Here is a 20,264-nt window from a genome sequence, read left to right as displayed (position 1 = left end):
CAATTGCCTCGCCTTTTTTCATGCGGTTTTGTGATTTGTCCGTTTTGTCCTAAAGTGGGACTTTGCACGCAGACATTTTTTAATCCCTATTTTAGCACGCGCATGGACAAACTGATTTCCTCCATAACCGGAAACCTGCACATCATTCGCAGACTTGTCTCCGGCTTCATCGTCTTCGCCTTTTTGGCTTTCGCAGTAGAAAGACTGCCGGGTGTCGACCTTGCCTCCCACTGGACGACCGAAAACGCCAACAACATCCTGGTCGGAGTCGTTTTCCTGTTCAGCGCATATCTGCTTGGCTCAGTAACCGAAAACGCCGGCAACAACTCTCTTCTTTATGTGGCCAGTATCTTTGCCTATGCATTCACATATCCGGTGAGAAAGTTCCGCTGGCTCCCCCTGTTTTTCCGCATAATTGCAATCGTTTACTGGTGGATTCTGGCAAGCTGGATCATGGTTCCAATCATTTTCCTCAGAAGATTTGCAGGTGGAAACAGTTATCAGCACCGGCTGGAGCCGCACCTTGACGGCGCTGGGAAAACGCTCTTCGCTTCCCTCAGTCCAGCGGTCCAATATGGCCTGACGCACCCTGTCAGCGTTCACTCAGACCACGCCAACGAGGACATACTAAGCCGGTGCGGTGACCGCCGTCCGGCGATGGAAGCCCTCATGAACCGGCAAAGCGATGTCGCAGCTGTCTTTTCGGCATCACTCATCGGCTTCTTGGTCTATTTCAGCGTTTCGCTCTACACGTCCAATTTCAACGAAGTTCCGATTTTCGAGCCGCCCAAGGAAAGCAATGAGTCTTCCGAGTCCGAAGATCCGGCTGGCGCTGAGTCCGAAGGTTCGGTGGTCGAAGTTGTTCCGGAATCTGAAGACGAACCGATCATTGTCCTCCCGGAGGAAAACGAGTCCCCGCCCGTGATCCTGGAAAACTCAGGTGAGATCGTCATCGAGGATCCGGTCTTAATCGAAGAACCCGTCATCATCGTGGAAGAGGTATCTTCCTTTCCGACACTCTGGACTCCGTTTGTTGTGGCCGCATTCCTGCCGGTCATCATGCTGATGTCCTACGCGTTGCTCTCGTTTCGCAAGAACGCCTCGATCAACCTCGTTCAGACAGCAGCCAACGCAAACGGCATCAAACCTCAGGGCCACATCGCATCGCGCCTGATGTATGTGAAACGCCGTAAAAGCAAAGCAACAAAATTCGTATCCCGCGCCTTTTGGCTCGCATTTCTTGTCGCGCTGCCGATCGAATGGTTGAGATGGAACCTCGCGGACATTCCCGTGGGCGAGCGCGAATTCTACCATCTTCTGCCGACATTGCCCGACTCATTCAGGGTGCTTTCAGACAACACCGCGCACTACATCATAGGCAAACTCTACTGGGCCGCTGTCATGGCAGCCACGCTGTTTGTTTATCTCGCGGTCTTTGCGCCAACCTTTGGCACCGAAAGTTCCCCGAACCTGCGGAGCAGACTGACCGCAACGCTTTTGTTTACGGCCGTCTACTTCCTGATCAATCTGGGAATCGGCGCTATCCCCAGAGGCATATCCATACCTTCTTGGGGCATCAGCGCGGTGGTGGCAGCAAGGCATTCACTGGGTTTTGTTCTCGGCGGATACATTGCTTTTCTCTCGCTTAGCGACGCGCGACCGCTTGCGAAACAGACAGACCGCTTTGCTCGGCACGTTCCGGTCCTGGTGCGTCTGGCGCTTGCGGCGTTTGCGATCGAATACGCGATCCGTCAGGGCGCGCAATTGACGACTCCTTTGTTCAACAACTTCTACTGGGTTTCCCCTGTCCCCGCGCTTCGGGAAGCCGCCTATTTTGGCGGAATATCCGGCGCTCTGATTATCGTTTTCGGCCCCAGCCGCAAAATCATTGCACACCGGTTGATCTGGTTGACGGGCGCGCTACTCTGGCTCTGCGCGGCGGTCCTGGCATTCACAGAACCGACGTGGTCCAACTTTGACTTGGGTGACGTGCTTGGAAACTCGCATGGCGTGAACCTGCACCTGCCGGATTTCATGCGCCTGAACTTCGGCTGGATCATCGTCACGACAATTGGCACATTGATCCTGGCGCGCATTGTTCATTATGCCTTGCCCGCCTACGCACGCACTCCCGCATCCGAAAACGGAGACACCTGATGAACCGTGTTCTTGCCCTGTTGACCTTTTTGACATCCGCGGCTCCTGTCTTTGCCGAAGCTCCGGAGGTCACGGATGCGCGTGCCAGCAAATCAGGTGATACATGGCGCTTTGACGTCACCCTCCTGCATCCGGACACAGGATGGGATCACTATGCCGACGGTTGGCGGGTCGAACTGAACGACGGCACCGTTCTGACAACGCGCGTCCTCACCCACCCGCATGTGAACGAACAACCTTTCACCCGCTCGCAGTCCGGCGTGAAAATTCCCGAGGGGACCCAAACCGTCTACATCCGCTCCCGCTGCATCGTGGATGGCTGGTCAGACGGTGTGTTTGCGCTGGAGTTGGAGTAGGCGGCCAAACCCTGACCCCAAGGCTTGCCCACCAAACCGCACCGTAACGACACCCAAACGTAATTTTGGCCCTGCCTAAAGTGTCAGGATTGCGCCTACACTTTCCCGGTTCTTTAGTGCGGCGGAGGTCTGCCTAGGATGTGCGAGCGGCCGTCGCGATCTCCTTCATGTGGCGCATATCTGTGCCACAACAACCTCCCAAAACCTGAATATGTGGAAACCTTCGCCTGATATCGGACAATTGGGCACCTAACTCGGTCGGATTGCCATCGTCGAGCTTCTCGGCTTCGTCCAGTTCGGCATGACTACAACGCGAGGCATTCGCAACGATGCCTTTTACGCGCAACATCCAGGCAGCACCTTCCAGACGCGTCGAAAAATGGTCAGGATGCGCACAGTTAATCATGTAGTAGGCTGCATAGCTGTCTGTTGCGGCATCGACTTTCGATATGGCTTGCTCCAGCGTCTCGCCAGTCGGCAACTGCCCATCAGTTCCCACTGTGAAAGAGATGACCACTGGAAGGCTGAACTGACGGGCCGCCCTGACCATGCCAATTGCTTCGCTTGAATAGGCAAGAGTGTACCCGCTGATCACATCCAAATCAGTTTCTGATAACACCGCAATTTGCTCCGCGTGATAGCGTTCTGCTTGATCCGGATTCATTTGCGTGGCAGGGGCATAGGCGTCTTCGCGCGGCCCAATATTTGCACTGATGACTGTCCCGGCACGACCAGAGTCCGACCGAACCGCTGACATCATAGCGATGGCGTCATGATTGAGTTTTGTGAGTTCGCTGAAAGAATATCCAATCGCGGCCCCTCGGTCTCGGCTTGCGACCCATGTCGGGCTTTCGAGAATGACACCTGTATCCGTTTCTTGGCCTAAAGCGATCAGGTCTTCCATATACCCTTTGAGGAGGTCTCGACCTTTTGTGGTTTTCAACAGTGGAAACGAGGCAAAACCCGGCAAATCCAGGCCCTGATTGAATATCAAGTCAGTTTCCATGCCCGTGTACGTCAGGTACAATTCAGGCTTGTCGGGAAGAAATGAAACACGATTATCTGTCAAATTTTCTGGCCGTTTACTCTAAACGCCAATCAACGATATCATGACTGCGTCATTTGTCACTGATGCGCCTCGACTGAAGCAACCACTGGTGCAACCGCCGCGGAACGGCGCTTTGTCCGCACAACACACCCCCCTTCCAAAAAGAAAGCCCACCGCAATCCCTCGCGATGGGCTGAACTCACTCTTTTGGCCAACGCCTAGTGCACGGCCACCGGCGAGTAGTCATTGTCGCGCGCCAGCATGAAAGCCAGCTTGCGTTCCTTGACCAAAGCCAGACGTTCGCCGTCCGCATCATGGACAGCATAAAGCGTCTTGGTGTCTTCGACCTGTTCTTGCACATCTTCCGGCAGATCAGCCACTTCTACCGGCTTCACATAAACAATGCGGTCTGCCACGTGACCGGCAAACTCGTCTGCTTCAAATTCATATGCGTCGTACATGGCTCTACCCCTTCTTGATCTGGATTGTTTGCACCACCGTTTCCGGCTTGGCCCGCGTCAGGTCGACATGCAAAAGGCCATTCTCCATGGCCGCTTCGCCTACCTCGACACCGTCCGCCAACACAAAACTGCGCTGGAACTGACGGGCTGCGATTCCGCGATGCAAAAACACACGCCCCTCGCTGTCGTCATGCTGCCGTCCCCGGATCACCAGTTGGCGATCTTCCACGGTGATGTTCAGATCTTCTTCCGCAAAACCGGCTACAGCCAGAGTTATGCGATACGAAAAATCAGAAGTCTGTTCGATATTGAATGGCGGATAGCCTTCGTTACCCGTCTTTGCGGTCCGTTCCAGAAGGCGCTCAAGCTGTTCAAACCCGAGCATGTGGGGATAGGCCCCCAAAGTATGCTTGCTCATCGACACGTCCTTATCAAAGCGACAGCCATGCGTCCGTCCCGTTCTGGCAACCGACGCTCAGATGAATATGGGGGCCATCCGGAGTAGAGGCAAGGGGGATCGGCGGTTCATGGCACATTAAGCAACGTCTGCGTCATACGCTTTGCACAGAGGCCTCAAGCGACTATATTTACGGCAAACCAAGAAAAAGGATGCCCGAAATGAGCGACACCGGCGATCTGTCGATGAAGAACGATGATGTGCTGAGGGTGGAGCTTGAGGTCTTCAAACAGGAGCACCGCGACCTCGACGATGCGATTCACGCGCTCGTGGAGCGAGGCAAAAACGATCAGCTGACAATCCAACGCCTCAAGAAGCAGAAACTGCGCCTTAAAGACATCATCGCGCGTATCGAGGACCGGCTGACACCCGATATCATCGCCTGATTTGCTCTGCATTGCAGAAACCGCGAATCCCGCTATAACCCGCCTTAATTCCTAGGGACTTTATACGCAGGAAGCGGACATGACGGACACACCAAAGGTCGGCATCATCATGGGCAGCCAGTCAGACTGGCCCACCATGAAAGAGGCGGCCATTCTCCTTGAAGAACTCGGCATCTCCTATGAGAAAAAGATCGTCTCGGCACACCGCACGCCCGACCGTCTCTGGGCCTACGGAAAGGAAGCCGCAGGTCGCGGCCTGCAGGTGATCATCGCCGGAGCAGGCGGCGCCGCCCATCTTCCCGGCATGATGGCATCCAAGACCCGCATCCCCGTGGTCGGCGTGCCTGTTCAAACCCGCGCCCTGTCGGGCGTCGACAGTCTCTATTCTATCGTGCAGATGCCCAAGGGCTTTCCTGTCGCCACCATGGCCATCGGCGCGGCAGGCGCGGCCAATGCCGGCCTCATGGCAGCCGGCATTCTGGCCCTGCAGGACGCCGACCTAGCCGAGCGACTGGATGCTTGGCGCGACGCGCTTTCCGCGTCCATTCCGGATGAACCTCAAGATGACTAAGCCCCTCGCTCCCGGCGCCACCATTGGCATCCTTGGCGGTGGCCAACTGGGCCGCATGCTGTCTGTCGCAGCCTCCAGACTAGGCTACAAGACCTGCATTTTTGAACCTGGCGGCGACTGCCCCGCCAGCCACGTAGCGAACTATCACTTCCAAAAAGGTTATGACGACGCTGACGCGTTGCGCGAATTCGCCAAATCTGTCGACGTCATCACCTATGAATTCGAAAACATCCCGACTTCCGCGCTGGACATTCTCGAAGAGCACTGCCCGATCCATCCCAATCGCGAAGCGCTGCGGGTCTCTCAGGACCGGCTGACCGAAAAAACTTTCTTGCGAGACCTCGGTCTGACAACGGCACCCTTTGCCACGGTCGACGACGCGGACAGCATGACCGCGGCTGTCGCAGAAGTAGGCACTCCTGCGATCCTGAAAACACGCCGCTTCGGCTATGATGGAAAAGGCCAGGCGCGCCTGAAAACAGAGGCCGACGCCAGCGCAGCGCTTGCGGACATGGCCGGCGCCCCTGCTGTTCTGGAAGGATTTGTGGAATTCTCCCACGAAGTCAGCGTCATCGCCGCGCGATCCATCGACGGTCAGGTATCCTGCTTCGATCCCGGCGAAAACGTACACGAAGGCGGCATTCTGCGCACGACAACTGTCCCTGCACGCCTGTCTGGCAGCCAGCGGATGGATGCCGTTCTGCTGGCTGGAAAAATCCTGAATGCACTCGACTATGTCGGAGTGATGGGGGTCGAACTTTTCGTGACTTCGCAAGGCCTCATCGTCAACGAGATCGCGCCTCGCGTACACAACTCCGGCCACTGGACCCAAAACGGTTGCACCATCGACCAGTTCGAACAGCATATCCGTGCTGTGGTCGGGCTGCCTCTGGGCGACGGCCAACGGGTGAACGACGTGATCATGGAGAACCTGATCGGCGATGATATGGAGCGCCTCCCCGATCTGCTGGCCGAACCTGCTGCGGCGCTGCACCTATACGGAAAATCGGAAACCAAAGCGGGCCGCAAAATGGGGCACGTGAACCGCGTTACCCCCAAAACGTCCTAGGAAACATTTAGAAGAAACCGACGAAAGGTCTGCCCATCGTGGCGGGCCTTTTCCGTTTCTACCGCCCCCATGCGCTCCAGAGCCTTCACACTGCGACGTGTTGGCGCGAGCAAAAATTGAATTGTATCGATCCGTTTGTCCTTCTGCGCAAAAGCCACCATCTGGCGCGCGATAGCGCCCCCATGACCAAAGGCTTCCGGTACAAGCACCAGACCAAAATCCCAAACATCCCCGTCTTTCTCAAAGCCACCCCAGCCGAGAAACTTCCCCTCGTGCCAAATTGCCCAGTGGCCAAGACCGTCCCCTTTCCATCGCGCGGCTTTACCGTCGAGAAATCTCTCCAGTGCCGCATGATCAAAAGCGCCGCGCAAAAGTGGTAGATGCTCTGCCACCCGCGGATCGTTCATCTGGCTCAGCAAAAGCTGCGGCGGCACATCGGCCAAAGCGTGAAATCCATACATGAAACTGTCTTCGACCTGTCGATCACCCAATGAAACGCGTCGCCACTTCTCCTGTCAGAAAACTGAATCGGCCACTTGAAATTGTCGCCCCAACGCGCCCGGTCGAGGGCTCTATCACAACAATGTCCGCGCGCTTGCCGATGGCAAGGTCGCCACGATCCACCAGTCCCAGTACCTGCGCCGGTTTCGATGACACAAGTGCCCAGCCATCCTGGAGCGACACCACGCCATCCGACACCAGACGCAGTACTGCCTGCTTCATAGCCGGATAATGATAGTCCGAAGCCAGCGCATCACATAGCCCCTCCTCGACAAGTTCACCCGCGCTCACATTGCCTTTGTGAGAGTTTCCCCGCACCACGTTCGGAGCTCCAAGAACAATCGCGTCACCGCCGGAGCGGGCCGTTTCCGCGGCTTCGCGCGTTTCGGGAAACTCGGAGATCGTCGCGCCACGCTTGCGCCAATCCAAGCGGTCCGACTGTGTCGCATCATCATGGCTGCCAAGCCGCACACCACGAGCAGCCAGGCGCCCGGCCAGGCGCGTAATGGCTTCCGGCACCTCGTCACGTCGCGCGTGCATCGCCTTCAACAACGCCTCATGCGCCTCCGGATTGCGCCCGGCCTTCAACGCCTGCCCCGTCAATCGTGGAGGTCTTTTTCCTTTGGCCAAGGCCGCATGAGGAAGGTGGTCATTGAACACAACATAAGGCACATCGTGCTCGGTCACGGCCTCCTCAAAAGCTCCGTAGTCCTCAAGCATATGCGTCTCTAGGCGCAACTGAACCAACATGTCGGTGCCTATCGCTTCAGCCGCATCAAGTGCAGACAGGAACCGTCGGGCGAACGCAGGTCCACGCATGCCGCCTTCCCAACTCCAGAACTGCGCCAAAACAGCCGTGGTGATCCCGTTCGCGGCAAGTTCCGCGTCTGTCGCCACCAATCCTGGTGCCAGATCCTTAATCGCACCGCGTCGTGGCGCGAGATGTCGCTCAAAACCGTCGCCATGCAAATCGACAATACCGGGCAAAACGAGAAAGCCGTTCAAATCCACTTCGCGCCCGCCTTCAGCGACGATCAAACCATCCGCAATCGACAGTGGCGCGTCCGAAAACCCGTCCGCCCGAAGCACTTCGGCACCCACAAGCCGAAAATCACTCATCGCCAGCCTCGTCTCCGCGCCAGATCCCTTTCCACAGGTCGCTCCAATCCTCGCCGCCTGGCACGTCCTGGCAGACGCCGTTGTCGCAGTCTCCCTCGATAAACAGCTCCAGTTCGCGCAGGGTTTTCTCGGCGTCACCCCAATTCAGTTCATGGTCAAATGCCCCATCGACCAGAAAATTCTTCACCTGAACTACGACCATGGGGTTGTTCATCATGAACGTATGCGTGACCGGCATCACGATATGGTCTTTCATGCCATCCACGCGGGTGCTCTCGACCGAAACCTTCCCGTCATCTGGACCTTCGATAAGTGCGGAAAACAGCGGGTTGATCGAACGGTCACCGGCAATAACGCCCAATTCAAAATCCACTGGGGGCAACGTCGCAGGCAACCCGTCCGTGGCAAGTTGCAGCCCTGCCGGACCATTCAAGAACTCGAAGGCTTCCAGCTTGCGCATCTCGTCGACAAGTTCCGACCCTTTGTTTGGTGGCCCGAGCATCACAACGCGGTTCAGATTTTCAGGGCGGTGCTCTTCCAGCCAGACACGCGTCAGAATACCACCCATTGAATGGGTCACAAAATTGAGCCCCTTGTCACCACACTGCGCAACAGCTTCGGGAATGGCCTGTTCCGCCAGAACAGAAATCTCTTCTTTCGTCGATGGGTAACCCTGCCGCACCACAGTATATCCCAACCGCTCCAGTGCGAGTTGCATCGGCAAAAAGCTGTTCTCGGTGCGCGCAAGACCATGTAGCAGGATCACGCACTCCGCGCGCGCAGCCTGAGGCGCGGCCCAAAGCCCAGCCACTAGCGACAGTATCAAAACAAACCGTGTCATGGCCTTGAGATAGGCAATAGCGCGCGATTACAAAAGGAAAAACGCTGCGACACGCAAAAGCCCGCCGGAAAGACCCGCCATGCCCAGCCCCCGCCTTGCCGCCCGAGCGCTTATTCTGCGCGACAACAAACTGCTTCTGGTAAATGCCTATCCGGATGGGAAAAGCGATCTTTGGTGTGCACCCGGAGGCGGCGTGGAAAAGCACGCCAGCCTGACGGAAAACCTGATACGGGAGGTCCACGAGGAAACCGGCCTGACCGTTTCTGTCGGCGCCCCCTGCCTGATCAACGAGTTTCACGACCCTGATCTGAAGTTCCATCAGGTCGATATCTACTTCCGCTGCACGATCATCACCGGAGAAATCACTGACGACTGGAAAGATCCGGAGGGCGTGGTCACACAGAGACGCTTCTTCTCCCGCGCGGACCTGTCGGGGATTGCCTTCAAACCCGACACTTTGCCAGAGGCGGCATGGAGCAATGCCGCGCTTTATGACCCGCTCGAACTTCTGGTGAAGCCTACGCGCGGCGCATAGAGATCAGCACACCGACGATCACCAACACTGCGGCTCCGACAAACCGCCATGTTACCGGCTCCGCCAAAAATGCCATTCCGCCCGCCATCGCAATCACTGGCACGCTCAACTGCGCCACGCCAGCGCGCGTCGCACCGAGCGACGGCAAAACGGCATACCACAGGGCGTACCCAAGTCCGGAGGTAACAACGCCAGACACCACCGCCAGCGCGATACCAGTGGTTGGCATCGGTCCACTTTCCCCCAAAATCAGCCATGCCACCAAAGCCACAGGGGCTGCCAAGATGAAGTTCATAGCAGTGGCTTGCGTGGCGTCCCCTTCAAACCGGCCTTGCAGCGAATAGACACCCCAGCCTGCGCCGGCGACCATCATCGCGAGCGCCGCACCCATAGGCACAGACACCTCATCGGATGGCCACAACAGCCACACAAGACCAGCCATCGCCACAGCGGCACCGATCCAGCGCGCTGCCGGTACCTGTTCACGCGCAACCAAGGCACCGCCAAACATCGTGATCTGTACGACACCAAACAGCAAAAGCGCCCCAAGCCCCGCATCCAACCCACGGTAAGCCACTGAAAATCCGAATATATACGCCAGAAGCCCCGCGACTGCCGTCACGCGCCCCAACCCACCGAGAGCAAAGCCGCGCCGCTGCCAGATCACGATTGCAGCCAACGCAAGCGCACCCGACACAAGCCTCACGACGCCAAAATCCAGCGGGTCCATGCCGGCCACCGCGACCCCCGCTCGGTTCAGAACGGAGTTGGCCGCAAAGGCGGTCATCGTAACGGCAGTCAGTAGCAGTAGTCTCATGAAGTCCTAGGTGGCACGCGGAGACCGGGCAGGCAAGCCGCCTCAGCCTCCGCGCGCCTCACCGGGCAGGGCAAGGACCAGCGCGCCCGCCACGGTTTTCAAGATGCAGGGTGCCACGGCATAGGCAAGCACGAGGGCGGATATCGCCTCCGGTGCATTGACCTCTCCGGGTCTGAAACCCGCACGTTCCAGCAACGGCAGAACCAGCGCGGCCGCGACGGCCAGCGACAGTTTTCCTGCCAACGACCACAGGCCAAACCCTGTGCCGCCTTGAATTTTCTCTTCGTCCAATGCGACCGAAAACAAAGCCGGAAGCAAAACCATGTCCGCACCCAGCGCCAGTCCCGAACCGATGCACACGGCTGCGAACCCCGTTGCGGCCCCGGGTTGAAGTCCGGCCACGCCGACGAAACTCGCGATCGCCAAGGCCATCCCGACGAGAAGAACTGGCTTGGCGCCCCATGTGCGCGCCGCGCGCGACCACACTGGCGCGCTCACCCCTGCGCAGGCGAAAAACAGCAGCAGGAACGGGCCCGCCAATCCGGTCAATTCCAGTCGATCTTCCACAAAAAACAGAAAGAGCGTCGACGTGATGGCCACGGGCAACGCATTGACCATCGCGAGAACCAACAGGAACCGGACCCGCCGTACTTTCAGGACAGCGCCAATGCGCTCGCCGGTGTCTACCGGTGCTCCCTCGCGCGACCATACCCGCCACATGGCCCAGCTCGCCAAAACCGCGAGCCCGACGTAAATCCCCGCGAACCCGCGATATCCCAGCGCCGTTGGAAGAACGGTGGCCAGCAGGATGCCCGCCACAGTGCCGAGTTCCCGCGCGCCAGCGAGGCGATAGTGCCCGCTTGCCCCACCACGCGCCATGAGCCTGACGCCTTGTGCATAAAACAGGATCGTCAAAAGACTGTAACTCGTGAAGATTACCACCAACACCGCGACCAGCCAGACCACCGGATTGCCGACTGCGGACATCCCGAACAGCCCCCAGAAACCCAGCGCCAACCCCGCAGCCCCCATTCCGGCCCAGACCTTCAGCGACACACCCGGCCGATCCACCAAGCGTCCGAGCAAAGGATCCTGTGCGAAATCCATGATACGGATGCCCAGCAGAACGGCCCCGAGAGTGGTCAGGCTCAAGCCCATCTCCACCGTCGCGTAGCGCGGCAGGTGGATGTACAGCGGCACACCCGCCGCCGCCAGCATGGCAGCGTAAAGCCCTATGCGAGAAAACACTCAGCCCTGCCCCCTCAGGCGCCGCGCCTGCGCCGGATCACGGGCCCGATCGGACATCCAAATGGCCATGTAGCGGTCGCGAAAGTTCGGATGGTTGAGCGTGCAGGTGCGGGTTCCGTTGACCCAGAAAGACATGGCATTTGCGCCTCTGGGCGCGGCAACGATGCGATCGCCCGGAGCGATGTCGCGGTAACACGCTGCAAGTTTACCCATGATGGCGTCATGGTCGGCCTTTTTGCCCTCAACCCGTTCCAGTTCACCCAGTGAGGCTTTCAACAACACTGCCGACCTGATTTTCCTGTCGTACTCGATCGCCAGAGCAAAGGGCGCATCCGCATCAAATCGTTTTCCGCCGGACGTGAAAAGATCCAGATCGTAAACCTTGAAGCCGAGATAACGAAACTGCCCCTCGCCGGCCACAGCTGGCTGCGGCACAACAGCTGTCACCTCCGGTGGAGCCGTCTCGCCAATTGCTTGCACGGCCCATCCAAGCGGCAGAAGCGCGCTCAGGGCGAAAATCAAAGCTTTACTGCGCAAGGTAATAGAGCGCGCCATATCAAACCCTCCCAGGTCCTTTATCGGATGGTTTGGAAGGGTTACGCAGCGCGCACTTGTCCGGATCACACCGGCAAAAAATTCAGCGCATCAGGGACGCGAGGGATAAAGCCCCTCAAGCACGAAACAATAGCGCATCTCCGGCGGTGCAAGCTCGCGCAGGTCGGGCACTGCAAAGGTCGTGCGACCATCACCGCCATAGTTCATCCCGACCAAGCTGAACACGGCGCTGTATTCCGCGATGGCAAGAAGCTTGCCGTCCGCTTCTGTTGTCCCGCGCGGACAGAACGTCGCTGCATTCAAGAAGACCTCAGCGATATAATCCCCGTCCCCCGCTTTGGCAGGCGCGGATACCCAAGCCAACGCACCGGCGCAGGCCAAAACAACTTTGAAGTTTCTGGTCATATCTGTCCCCCTGATCCAACTCTTGAATTCCGCAAGCGTCAAACAATTGAAAGCAGGCTAAGCCAAGCCTTTGCGATTCGGGAGAAAAATCTGGTTTACCGCCGCCCTTTGCGCCCTTTGTGAGCCTTTGTCACGGTCTTGATCATCTTGCCGAAGTCCTTCTGCCGAGACCGACGCTCGGCCAGCGTTTCAGTGTTATGGCGCTCTTCCGCAGCCAACTTGCGATAACGCTCAAGCCGTGCCGGATCAAGATCGCCGGCCTCTATCGCCGCCCGCACTGCACAGCCCGGTTCGGTTTCATGGGCGCAATCATTGAATTTGCACTGCGCGGCCAATTCAACGACGTCCGCAAACAGGTCGGCAATCCCTGCTTCTGCATCCGCCAACTGCAACTCCCGCATGCCCGGTGTGTCGAGCACTGCAAGTCCTGAATCGGTAAAGTGCATCTGCCGCGCCGTAGTGGTGTGTCTTCCGCGAGCGTCGTCCTCGCGGATGCCACTCGTCGCAGCCTTTTCAGCTCCGAAAAGGGCGTTCACAAGCGTTGATTTACCCACGCCCGAGGTGCCGAGAAAAGCAATCGTCTGCCCCGGCGCGCACCAGTCAGCAAGCGCACCCGCCACATCGCCAGCTTTGGCATCAATTGCAATCACCGGCACACGATCCGAAATCGCCTGCGCCTGATCAACGTAGGGCTGCGTGTCGTCACAGAGATCGGCCTTGGTCAGCACTATGACCGGCGCCACCTCGCTCTCAAAAGCCAGAGCCAGAAAGCGCTCAAGCCGCGCGACGTTGAAATCCTGATTGCAGGACGTGACCACAAACACCGTGTCTACGTTTGCCGCGATAAGCTGATAGTGCTTCGCATGCCCCGCCGCACGGCGCTTGAACAGGCTTTTGCGATCCAAAAGAAGGCTGTGCGTTGGCAATGCCTCGTCAAACAACAGCCAGTCACCCACCGCAAGCTCCAGCCCCGGCGGGATCAGCCCGTCAAAGCCGTCGCCTTTCACATTGGCACCGGATTTGTGCACTTCGGTCACACGGACCGGAGGCGTTGCCGCGAGGGCTTCCACATCGACCTGCGATGCAAAAAACGCTTGCCAACCAAGGTTCTCAAGCGCGCTGCGCGCAGGTTTCGGGGTGTTGTGTGTGCCCATCGAGGGCATGAATTGGGAATAGTCCCGTGTCATTGGTATGATCTTTCATGGTCGGGCACCAAGCCACCGCTTGCGCCCATGGTAACAGAGAAATAATCGCAGAAAAACAGGCGCCTGACGCGAATGCGCTGCCGCGTTGTTCTGTTTGATTGTGCAGGTGGGAAGCCGCTCTGCCTCCCCCTCATCATTGCTCCAATGACCGGGCCATAAAATCTCCAATGCTTATGCGGGATACATGGGCATGTTGGGCGGATCTGTCAAACGGCGTGGCGGGTTTTGGCCAAGGCTTTTCCAACGTGAAAATGCTTGTAAGCGCCTCTCGCCAGCGGGCCACGCCCGACCCAGAGTGGGCGCGTCATGGCATTGCAGTCTTCCCACGCGGATCAAACAAAACTTACGCATCACACTCTGAGCAAACACCGCAAAAGCGCCCTCCTGTGGTGAGTGTGGGCCGTCAAGGAATTGATCCTGTGGATCAATTCTGGTCCGAACGGGCGGAGCCCAGGGTGCGAACCGGTGATGTCGGGCTACTAAATTGAAGAATGAGGGTGACGCCCGAAGCTGTTTATGTGAGCCGCCTGATCAGATGGCTGTTTCGCGGACTTAGCGGACTTTGAACTCAACTTCGATTTGTTCCTGTTCACGTGCTTCCTCGAAGAGGGCTTTGACACGAGGCAACAAGGCGGCGACACTTGTTGACAGATTGGTGCCTACCGACAAATCGATACAGTAGGGTGGCATGATGTTGTTGATATCGCTTGTGATACTGTCCCATAGAGCATCTAAATTTCGCCCGTGCCAATCTGGTGCATCGAGCGATGAAAGCAAAATACCGTAGAAGTCATCAACCGTTTCGCAGCTTGATATGTCGATAGAAATTCGCTTCATTGCGCAAGCATTGCATACATTTGACGCGGTTACTATGGGCCCAAAACAGCCATTGCGCTTTGCCCTTTAAGCAACTCTCACCCTCATTCACAAAAAAGGGCCGCCCGAAGGCGACCATTCGAGCGGGGGTGGACCGCCTGTCTATACGTCGAAAACGAAGTTCACTGCAGCACTTTCAATTTGCGCTTGGTAGGTGTCCTCAAAAGCGCGTTCGAATGCGTCAACCCTCTCCTCGTCGAGGATTTCTCCCACGGCAGCGTAGTCTTCTCCATATTGAGCAAGATCAAATTGACCAGTAACGGCAAGGTTTCGTCTGTGTGTGCTCTGGACGGTCAGCAATGGAGCGAACACCGCTTCAAATTCTTCAGCGGCTGCTTCCAATCCGAGTTTAGTGAGTAACGGAATACAATCCGGGACCAGTTGTGGATAGCTTTCCAATAGACCTTCCCAAACGCCACCGTTGGCAATTCCGCCAATTAAGTGTGAAGCGCAGAAAACGATCCACTGGTTTTCGGAGATTTGTCGAGTGTCGAGTAGGCTTTGATAGCCGTTGATCACAACATTTGGTGTTCGCAATTGGCCGAGTTCGATAGAGACGTCTTGCGGAAACATCGCCACATATAGGTCGCCTAGAATAAAACCGTCTGACTGATCGCGGTTGAATTTGGCGAGATCTTCTTCGGCCAATTTAGGCAATTCCAGCATACAGAAATACCTCTTTAAGTTGATATTCCTGCATTATTCACAGTGGTATCGAAAAGAAAAGGGCCGCCCGGGATTGCATTTGTAAGCCGTCCTTATTGGATGGCTGATATGCGGGCCAAATGGTCGTTCACATCTTAGCTAAACCGGGCTCATTTCAAGTAACTGTTCAAGAAAGCCGCAGCCAACTCAGGCAAATCCAGCAATTGGCGCACTCTGACTGAAGATCGGGCGTCGCGCTATTGCCGTTCGATGCGCCTCTAGAGCATTTCCGGATCTCAACAGCAGGTTCAAGTAAGTCAGCTCCAATAGGTCGCGCTGCGCTCGGCTGCCTCCGAGGCGAGCGTGATCCGCCATAACTGGCGTTAGGTGTTGCAGTGCGGCCGTCCAATCCTGCCGTGCGATCGCACCCCAAGCTTGTGCCACAGGGCGAACAAGGTCTGCCGCAAAACCCGACTGCGTTTCGGTCAGGAGCGAAAGGCGCTCTCCATCTCCAGCCATGGCATGGGCCAGCGCGCTGTGTATGTCGGCAAAACTCATGCCCGGATTTGGAAAAAACTGTGATGCGTAATCGCTCAGGTCCCTCCAACGTTCGGGCGCAACTTTGAAACCTGCAATCTCAGAACGATACAGAAGAGCTGCAGCATCGGTCAGAACATTAATTGGCAGCGAAAACGACGTAGTGGGCGCTATCGCTCCGTCGTAAATCGACCATAGCTCCGTTTCATCCTCCTGTTCCAATGCCCACAAAGCGCGATGCCAGCTCAAATGGCCGTGCAACAAAGAGCGCGCATCATAGTCTGAAATCCAGTCGGCAAGGTAGGCGCGGCCAGCTTCCCCAAACCCCTGTTCGTAGAGTGTATGCGCTTTGAAATGCGAGGCATTCGCGTTGGCATTGTTCAAAGCGAGAGAGCCGTCCATCATAGACATTGCTTCGTCGAGCCGTCCCACCTCGCACAGCGCCTGACCGTGAACGCTCATTACCCACCAGTCCTCGCCCAAGGCATCAAACAGTTTTGTGGTGTAAGCAAGTTGTATGCTTTCCCGACCTGGTTCGCCCGACATTCCAATCAAGCCAAAAATATTGGTGCAAATCTGTGCGACCAAGACATCACGTGGATGATTTGCAGTGTGTTCCAGAACCGCGCCTCGGGCTTCGGGCACACGGCCCTGAAGTAAGAGATCGAAAACCGCGAGATGGCTCTGCTCACGTTCTGTCAGCCCCGACGCGCAGGAGAGTGCCGATGCAATTGCCTCCTGGGCGCCGGGCATATCGCCGTCGTACATTCGAGCTCGCGCAAGCCCAACATGGCCGAGGGCAAAATCGGGATCTGCCGCTACAGACGCGGTGAAAGCGTCACTAGCGCCAAAGGTCGCGGCAAGAATGTGATCAAGTCCTTCAACATATGCGTCCCGCGCTTGGGGTAGACTGGTCGTCAGTGTCAGTCCGTATCGATCAGCCAGCATCATCACTTCCCCTTTTTGTCAGTCCGTCCGAACGGTTCTGCTCGCAATTGGACAACGCTAGCACAAAAACTGAAACTCTATGCATGGATATGAATGATCGGCCGCTTCGGGTTCGAACCGGCCATTGCAGTTTGATCTTCAAGCAACTCTCAAACACCACTGACAAAAAAGGGCCGCCCGAAGGCGACCCTCTATCTCTCGGGCTGCGGCTATCGGCAGAATGGCCCAAAGGCCAATCGCCTGTCGCATCACCGTTCGCAAAGCGAACAGTGATTACATCATGCCGCCCATGCCGCCCATGCCGCCCATGTCGGGCATGCCGCCGGCTGCGCCGCCGTCTTTCGCCGGCTTGTCTGCAACCATCGCTTCGGTGGTGATCAGCAGGCCTGCGATGGACGCTGCATCTTCCAGAGCGGTGCGGGTCACTTTGGCAGGGTCAATCACGCCGAAGGAGAACATGTCGCCATATTCTTCGGTCTGCGCGTTGAAGCCGTATGCGCTGTCTGCGGATTCACGGATCTTGCCCGCAACAACCGCACCGTCAACACCGGCGTTTTCTGCGATCTGGCGCAGCGGCGCTTCGATGGCTTTTGCCACGATTGCGATACCTGCGTTCTGGTCAGCGTTTGCGCCTTCCAGACCTGCCAGTGCTTTACCGGCCTGAACCAGAGCAACACCGCCACCGACGATCACGCCTTCCTGCACAGCTGCGCGGGTTGCGTTCAGAGCATCGTCCACACGGTCTTTGCGCTCTTTCACTTCCACTTCGGTCATGCCGCCGACGCGGATCACAGCAACACCGCCTGCCAGTTTGGCAACGCGCTCTTGCAGCTTCTCACGGTCGTAGTCGGAAGAAGTTTCTTCGATCTGGGTGCGGATCTGGGCAACACGTGCTTCGATCTCGGCTTTCTCGCCTGCACCGTCAACGATGGTGGTTTCGTCTTTGGTGATCTCGATTTTCTTGGCGGTGCCGAGCATGTCCATGGTGACATTCTCGAGCTTCATGCCCAGATCTTCGGAGATAACCTGACCACCGGTCAGGATCGCGATGTCCTGCAGCATCGCCTTACGACGGTCGCCGAAGCCAGGTGCTTTAACAGCAGCAATTTTCAGGCCGCCGCGCAGTTTGTTGACAACCAGAGTTGCCAGCGCTTCGCCTTCAACATCTTCTGCAATGATCAGCAGTGGTTTCTGGGACTGGATCACCTGCTCGAGCAGCGGAACCATCGGCTGCAGCGAAGACAGTTTCTTCTCGTGCAGCAGAACCATGCAGTCGTCCAGATCAGCGATCATTTTGTCTGCGTTGGTCACGAAGTACGGCGACAGGTAGCCGCGGTCGAACTGCATGCCTTCAACAACATCGGTCTCGGTTTCCAGACCTTTGTTCTCTTCAACGGTGATCACGCCCTCGTTGCCAACTTTCTGCATCGCGTCTGCGATCTGCTGGCCGATTTCGGCTTCGCCGTTGGCGGAGATGGTGCCAACCTGTGCAACTTCGTCGGAGTCTTTGACTTCGCGTGCGGAAGCAACGATGCCTTCAACAACTTTCGCAGTTGCCAGGTCGATGCCGCGCTTCAGGTCCATCGGGTTCAGGCCAGCTGCAACCTGCTTCAGGCCTTCTTTGACGATGGCTTGTGCCAGAACGGTCGCCGTGGTGGTGCCGTCGCCCGCTTCGTCGTTGGTGCGGGAAGCAACTTCCTTCACCATCTGTGCGCCCATGTTCTCGAACTTGTCTTCCAGCTCGATCTCTTTGGCCACGGATACACCGTCTTTGGTGATGCGCGGTGCGCCAAAGGATTTGTCCAGAACCACGTTACGGCCTTTCGGGCCGAGGGTCACTTTTACGGCGTCTGCCAGAACGTTCACGCCGCGCAGCATTGCGTTGCGGGCATCGGTGTCAAACTTGACGTCTTTTGCCATTTTAAAGGCTCCTAATTTCGTAAATGTCGGTCAGACGATCAGGCAATGATGCCCATGATGTCGGATTCTTTCATGATCAGCAGCTCTTCACCGTCAACGGTGACTTCGGTGCCGGACCACTTGCCGAACAGAACTTTGTCGCCAGCTTTGACGTCCAGTTCTACGCGCTTGCCAGCGTCGTCACGCAGGCCTGCGCCTACGGAAACGATTTCGCCTTCTGCCGGCTTCTCTTTTGCGCTATCGGGGATGATCAGCCCGCCTGCGGTTTTCTCATCGCTTTCAACGCGGCGTACAAGCACGCGATCGTGCAGCGGTGTAAATGCCATCTTCGAGGTTCCTTCACTCAAAGTTTCTCCCACGCCCCGATGCCATTCTGCGGCACCGCTTGGGCGATTAGCACTCACTCGGGTCGAGTGCTAACGGCGAAAGAGGTAGGGGCAGCGGCGGGAGGAGTCAACGGCGGGGGCGAAGTTTTTTAATCTTGTAAGGATATCCTAAAGTCATATCCGAGATAGCTCCGGTGCGCCGACAAAACCACATCGTTGGAAATCGTGTCCAATGCCCAAAGCTCTAGACCTCGATGAAGCTCCGGAAGCAACGCGCCAGCCGTGACGCTGTCGGGCTTAGGAGGCAACCAATGCACCACCGTAGAAGAAATAGAAACTCCGTAGTCCCCGTTTGGACGATACCCGAAGGAAAGTCTCACATCTTGCCCACCAGAGAGGCTGTTGCAGCTATGCCAGCTTCGCGATTTGTTCACCAGTACACACCTGCCGCCGAGCTTATCAGCTTTTTGGAGAAGTGCCGAAGCCAGCGCGCCTCTTTCATGCGCACCCATTGCCTCAGCATCCAAAACAATGGTCGAGGACGTCTTGGTCTGAACGCATCCAGATAGAGAGATCGCAAGAATAGCCCCACAAATCGCCCGAAAATTAAGTCGCACGTTAGAATTCCCTAAAGAAAGATAACGGTCCTGATATTTTGGGACACTTCCGGCGCTCGTCCAACAAATTCCTCCCCTCAAGGGCCGACAACAATAACCCTGTTCGTCCCGGTCGACGCATTGGCGCAGCCATGGACATTTGCCGGGATCGACGACAGATCAGACCGAAAGGTCGTCTCGCCGCTGACGTAGATCGAATACACCACCCCAGGGTTCATGTCGGAATATGTCGGGTTAACGTTGGTCATCGCGGGGTCCGGAAGGGTGCCCTTGGTTTTGAACGCTTGTGGCGGCAAAGCGAGATACGACGTCTCGGCCCAACCAGTTTGCCCACCAGCCTTGTCCCACGTTGCACAGACCACCGGAATCTGAGGGTAATTCCATTGATAAAAACGGACATCGCCGCGCCCAATCGGAACCGCACAATTTGAATTACAGGCGGCTTGGCATAAGCGAACAGAGTGCGCCGCGACCGAATGAAGACAGATGTTGAACCCTTCGATGGCATGAGCAGAGGTGGCCGCACACAAAACGGCGGCAGCGGTAAAAAATGAACGCATAATTGTAGCCTAAAACCCTTTAAAATGATTTCAAAACGCTAAACTCGCGCAATGCATGTGTCAATTTCGCCCTAACGAGTTGCTTGGCGGCTCAATCCAGAGCC

General features: G+C 56.9%; 23 protein-coding genes. 6 read left to right on the top strand and 17 right to left on the bottom strand.

The window, feature by feature from the left end:
- Nucleotides 1-102 precede the first annotated feature (102 nt).
- Together BXY66_RS01070 and BXY66_RS01065 are read left to right on the top strand one after the other, a co-directional pair.
- On the top strand, nucleotides 103-2,157 hold the full coding sequence (locus BXY66_RS01070; RefSeq protein ID WP_132858339.1) for a hypothetical protein: 2,055 nt from the start codon (nucleotides 103-105) through the stop codon (nucleotides 2,155-2,157).
- The gene (locus BXY66_RS01065) at nucleotides 2,157-2,513 is read left to right on the top strand and encodes a hypothetical protein (protein ID WP_132858338.1); all 357 of its coding nucleotides are present in this window, start codon (nucleotides 2,157-2,159) and stop codon (nucleotides 2,511-2,513) included. The genes BXY66_RS01070 and BXY66_RS01065 overlap by 1 nt, the downstream gene beginning before the upstream one ends.
- A 133-nt stretch (nucleotides 2,514-2,646) precedes the next feature.
- Here the strand turns inward: BXY66_RS01065 and BXY66_RS01060 are convergent, their stop codons facing one another.
- From BXY66_RS01060 to BXY66_RS01050, 3 genes are all read right to left on the bottom strand, one after another.
- Nucleotides 2,647-3,519: a homocysteine S-methyltransferase family protein gene (locus tag BXY66_RS01060; protein WP_132860290.1), complete on the bottom strand. Its 873-nt coding sequence runs from the start codon at nucleotides 3,517-3,519 to the stop codon at nucleotides 2,647-2,649.
- Between the two features lie 260 nt (nucleotides 3,520-3,779).
- Entirely contained in the window at nucleotides 3,780-4,022 is a 243-nt protein-coding gene (locus tag BXY66_RS01055) for a DUF1150 family protein (RefSeq protein ID WP_132858337.1), read from the bottom strand.
- 4 nt (nucleotides 4,023-4,026) lie between these two features.
- Nucleotides 4,027-4,440, bottom strand: a complete 414-nt coding sequence (locus BXY66_RS01050) for an Hsp20 family protein (protein ID WP_132858336.1) — start codon at nucleotides 4,438-4,440, stop codon at nucleotides 4,027-4,029.
- Between the two features lie 200 nt (nucleotides 4,441-4,640).
- Here BXY66_RS01050 and BXY66_RS01045 point away from each other — a divergent pair, with 200 nt between their 5' ends.
- From BXY66_RS01045 to BXY66_RS01035, 3 genes are all read left to right on the top strand, one after another.
- Nucleotides 4,641-4,865: a YdcH family protein gene (locus BXY66_RS01045; RefSeq protein ID WP_132858335.1), complete on the top strand. Its 225-nt coding sequence runs from the start codon at nucleotides 4,641-4,643 to the stop codon at nucleotides 4,863-4,865.
- Between the two features lie 79 nt (nucleotides 4,866-4,944).
- Nucleotides 4,945-5,436: a 5-(carboxyamino)imidazole ribonucleotide mutase gene (gene purE, locus BXY66_RS01040; protein ID WP_132858334.1), complete on the top strand. Its 492-nt coding sequence runs from the start codon at nucleotides 4,945-4,947 to the stop codon at nucleotides 5,434-5,436.
- A complete protein-coding gene (locus BXY66_RS01035; RefSeq protein WP_132858333.1) occupies nucleotides 5,429-6,505 on the top strand; it encodes a 5-(carboxyamino)imidazole ribonucleotide synthase in 1,077 nt (358 codons plus the stop codon). Before purE ends, BXY66_RS01035 begins: the two co-directional genes overlap by 8 nt.
- Here the strand turns inward: BXY66_RS01035 and BXY66_RS01030 are convergent.
- Genes BXY66_RS01030 through BXY66_RS01020 form a run of 3 tightly spaced genes read right to left on the bottom strand, consistent with a single transcriptional unit; the run spans nucleotide 6,502 to nucleotide 8,966 of the window.
- Nucleotides 6,502-6,966, bottom strand: coding sequence for a GNAT family N-acetyltransferase (locus BXY66_RS01030; protein ID WP_132858332.1), 465 nt, complete (start codon nucleotides 6,964-6,966; stop codon nucleotides 6,502-6,504). The genes BXY66_RS01035 and BXY66_RS01030 overlap by 4 nt on opposite strands.
- 22 nt (nucleotides 6,967-6,988) lie before the next feature.
- Entirely contained in the window at nucleotides 6,989-8,125 is a 1,137-nt protein-coding gene (locus BXY66_RS01025; protein ID WP_132858331.1) for an alpha-D-ribose 1-methylphosphonate 5-triphosphate diphosphatase, read from the bottom strand.
- Complete coding sequence (locus tag BXY66_RS01020) at nucleotides 8,118-8,966, bottom strand: esterase/lipase family protein (protein WP_132858330.1); 849 nt, start codon at nucleotides 8,964-8,966, stop codon at nucleotides 8,118-8,120. Before BXY66_RS01020 ends, BXY66_RS01025 begins: the two co-directional genes overlap by 8 nt.
- Before the next feature lie 79 nt (nucleotides 8,967-9,045).
- On the opposite strand from BXY66_RS01020, the gene BXY66_RS01015 reads away from it, so the two are divergent.
- A complete protein-coding gene (locus BXY66_RS01015; protein WP_132858329.1) occupies nucleotides 9,046-9,501 on the top strand; it encodes an NUDIX domain-containing protein in 456 nt (151 codons plus the stop codon).
- Here BXY66_RS01015 and BXY66_RS01010 read toward each other — a convergent pair.
- From BXY66_RS01010 to BXY66_RS00960, 11 genes are all read right to left on the bottom strand, one after another.
- Nucleotides 9,485-10,318: a DMT family transporter gene (locus BXY66_RS01010; RefSeq protein WP_132858328.1), complete on the bottom strand. Its 834-nt coding sequence runs from the start codon at nucleotides 10,316-10,318 to the stop codon at nucleotides 9,485-9,487. The two genes, BXY66_RS01015 and BXY66_RS01010, sit on opposite strands and share 17 nt — an antisense overlap.
- A 42-nt stretch (nucleotides 10,319-10,360) precedes the next feature.
- Nucleotides 10,361-11,566: an MFS transporter gene (locus tag BXY66_RS01005; RefSeq protein ID WP_243694261.1), complete on the bottom strand. Its 1,206-nt coding sequence runs from the start codon at nucleotides 11,564-11,566 to the stop codon at nucleotides 10,361-10,363.
- Nucleotides 11,567-12,121 (bottom strand): hypothetical protein, encoded by a 555-nt coding sequence (locus BXY66_RS01000; protein ID WP_132858327.1) that lies wholly within the window; start codon nucleotides 12,119-12,121, stop codon nucleotides 11,567-11,569. It lies immediately after the preceding gene.
- Between the two features lie 90 nt (nucleotides 12,122-12,211).
- A complete protein-coding gene (locus BXY66_RS00995) occupies nucleotides 12,212-12,526 on the bottom strand; it encodes a phage tail protein (RefSeq protein WP_132858326.1) in 315 nt (104 codons plus the stop codon).
- Nucleotides 12,527-12,621: 95 nt separating this feature from the next.
- A complete protein-coding gene (gene rsgA / locus BXY66_RS00990) occupies nucleotides 12,622-13,713 on the bottom strand; it encodes a ribosome small subunit-dependent GTPase A (RefSeq protein WP_132858325.1) in 1,092 nt (363 codons plus the stop codon).
- Nucleotides 13,714-14,283: 570 nt separating this feature from the next.
- Nucleotides 14,284-14,568 carry a barstar family protein gene (locus BXY66_RS00985; protein ID WP_132858324.1) on the bottom strand — a complete coding sequence of 95 codons (285 nt, stop codon included), beginning with the start codon at nucleotides 14,566-14,568 and terminating at the stop codon, nucleotides 14,284-14,286.
- A gap of 141 nt (nucleotides 14,569-14,709) precedes the next feature.
- Nucleotides 14,710-15,273, bottom strand: coding sequence for a DMP19 family protein (locus BXY66_RS00980; RefSeq protein ID WP_132858323.1), 564 nt, complete (start codon nucleotides 15,271-15,273; stop codon nucleotides 14,710-14,712).
- A 186-nt stretch (nucleotides 15,274-15,459) separates the two neighbouring features.
- Complete coding sequence (locus BXY66_RS00975; protein ID WP_243694260.1) at nucleotides 15,460-16,740, bottom strand: tetratricopeptide repeat protein; 1,281 nt, start codon at nucleotides 16,738-16,740, stop codon at nucleotides 15,460-15,462.
- A gap of 270 nt (nucleotides 16,741-17,010) precedes the next feature.
- A complete protein-coding gene (gene groL / locus BXY66_RS00970) occupies nucleotides 17,011-18,657 on the bottom strand; it encodes a chaperonin GroEL (protein ID WP_132858322.1) in 1,647 nt (548 codons plus the stop codon).
- Between the two features lie 38 nt (nucleotides 18,658-18,695).
- Nucleotides 18,696-18,983 (bottom strand): co-chaperone GroES, encoded by a 288-nt coding sequence (locus tag BXY66_RS00965; RefSeq protein ID WP_132858321.1) that lies wholly within the window; start codon nucleotides 18,981-18,983, stop codon nucleotides 18,696-18,698.
- A 694-nt stretch (nucleotides 18,984-19,677) separates the two neighbouring features.
- Nucleotides 19,678-20,160: a hypothetical protein gene (locus tag BXY66_RS00960; RefSeq protein ID WP_132858320.1), complete on the bottom strand. Its 483-nt coding sequence runs from the start codon at nucleotides 20,158-20,160 to the stop codon at nucleotides 19,678-19,680.
- Nucleotides 20,161-20,264 lie beyond the last annotated feature (104 nt).

Origin of the sequence: Shimia isoporae (genome assembly GCF_004346865.1) — a bacterium.
Lineage (GTDB): Bacteria > Pseudomonadota > Alphaproteobacteria > Rhodobacterales > Rhodobacteraceae > Shimia > Shimia isoporae.
This window is presented reverse-complemented; position numbering and strand designations above follow the sequence as displayed.

Coding starts and splice junctions, on each gene's coding strand:
- BXY66_RS00985 (WP_132858324.1), bottom strand. CDS start 14,568: ATGAAGCGAATTTCTATCGACATATCAAGCTGCGAAACGGTTGATGAC.
- BXY66_RS01065 (WP_132858338.1), top strand. CDS start 2,157: ATGAACCGTGTTCTTGCCCTGTTGACCTTTTTGACATCCGCGGCTCCT.
- BXY66_RS01030 (WP_132858332.1), bottom strand. CDS start 6,966: ATGTATGGATTTCACGCTTTGGCCGATGTGCCGCCGCAGCTTTTGCTG.
- BXY66_RS01035 (WP_132858333.1), top strand. CDS start 5,429: ATGACTAAGCCCCTCGCTCCCGGCGCCACCATTGGCATCCTTGGCGGT.
- BXY66_RS00960 (WP_132858320.1), bottom strand. CDS start 20,160: ATGCGTTCATTTTTTACCGCTGCCGCCGTTTTGTGTGCGGCCACCTCT.
- BXY66_RS00995 (WP_132858326.1), bottom strand. CDS start 12,526: ATGACCAGAAACTTCAAAGTTGTTTTGGCCTGCGCCGGTGCGTTGGCT.
- purE (WP_132858334.1), top strand. CDS start 4,945: ATGACGGACACACCAAAGGTCGGCATCATCATGGGCAGCCAGTCAGAC.
- BXY66_RS01050 (WP_132858336.1), bottom strand. CDS start 4,440: ATGAGCAAGCATACTTTGGGGGCCTATCCCCACATGCTCGGGTTTGAA.
- rsgA (WP_132858325.1), bottom strand. CDS start 13,713: ATGACACGGGACTATTCCCAATTCATGCCCTCGATGGGCACACACAAC.
- BXY66_RS00975 (WP_243694260.1), bottom strand. CDS start 16,740: ATGATGCTGGCTGATCGATACGGACTGACACTGACGACCAGTCTACCC.
- BXY66_RS01045 (WP_132858335.1), top strand. CDS start 4,641: ATGAGCGACACCGGCGATCTGTCGATGAAGAACGATGATGTGCTGAGG.
- BXY66_RS01070 (WP_132858339.1), top strand. CDS start 103: ATGGACAAACTGATTTCCTCCATAACCGGAAACCTGCACATCATTCGC.
- BXY66_RS01025 (WP_132858331.1), bottom strand. CDS start 8,125: ATGAGTGATTTTCGGCTTGTGGGTGCCGAAGTGCTTCGGGCGGACGGG.
- BXY66_RS00980 (WP_132858323.1), bottom strand. CDS start 15,273: ATGCTGGAATTGCCTAAATTGGCCGAAGAAGATCTCGCCAAATTCAAC.
- BXY66_RS01000 (WP_132858327.1), bottom strand. CDS start 12,121: ATGGCGCGCTCTATTACCTTGCGCAGTAAAGCTTTGATTTTCGCCCTG.
- groL (WP_132858322.1), bottom strand. CDS start 18,657: ATGGCAAAAGACGTCAAGTTTGACACCGATGCCCGCAACGCAATGCTG.
- BXY66_RS01060 (WP_132860290.1), bottom strand. CDS start 3,519: ATGGAAACTGACTTGATATTCAATCAGGGCCTGGATTTGCCGGGTTTT.
- BXY66_RS01010 (WP_132858328.1), bottom strand. CDS start 10,318: ATGAGACTACTGCTACTGACTGCCGTTACGATGACCGCCTTTGCGGCC.
- BXY66_RS00965 (WP_132858321.1), bottom strand. CDS start 18,983: ATGGCATTTACACCGCTGCACGATCGCGTGCTTGTACGCCGCGTTGAA.
- BXY66_RS01015 (WP_132858329.1), top strand. CDS start 9,046: ATGCCCAGCCCCCGCCTTGCCGCCCGAGCGCTTATTCTGCGCGACAAC.
- BXY66_RS01020 (WP_132858330.1), bottom strand. CDS start 8,966: ATGACACGGTTTGTTTTGATACTGTCGCTAGTGGCTGGGCTTTGGGCC.
- BXY66_RS01055 (WP_132858337.1), bottom strand. CDS start 4,022: ATGTACGACGCATATGAATTTGAAGCAGACGAGTTTGCCGGTCACGTG.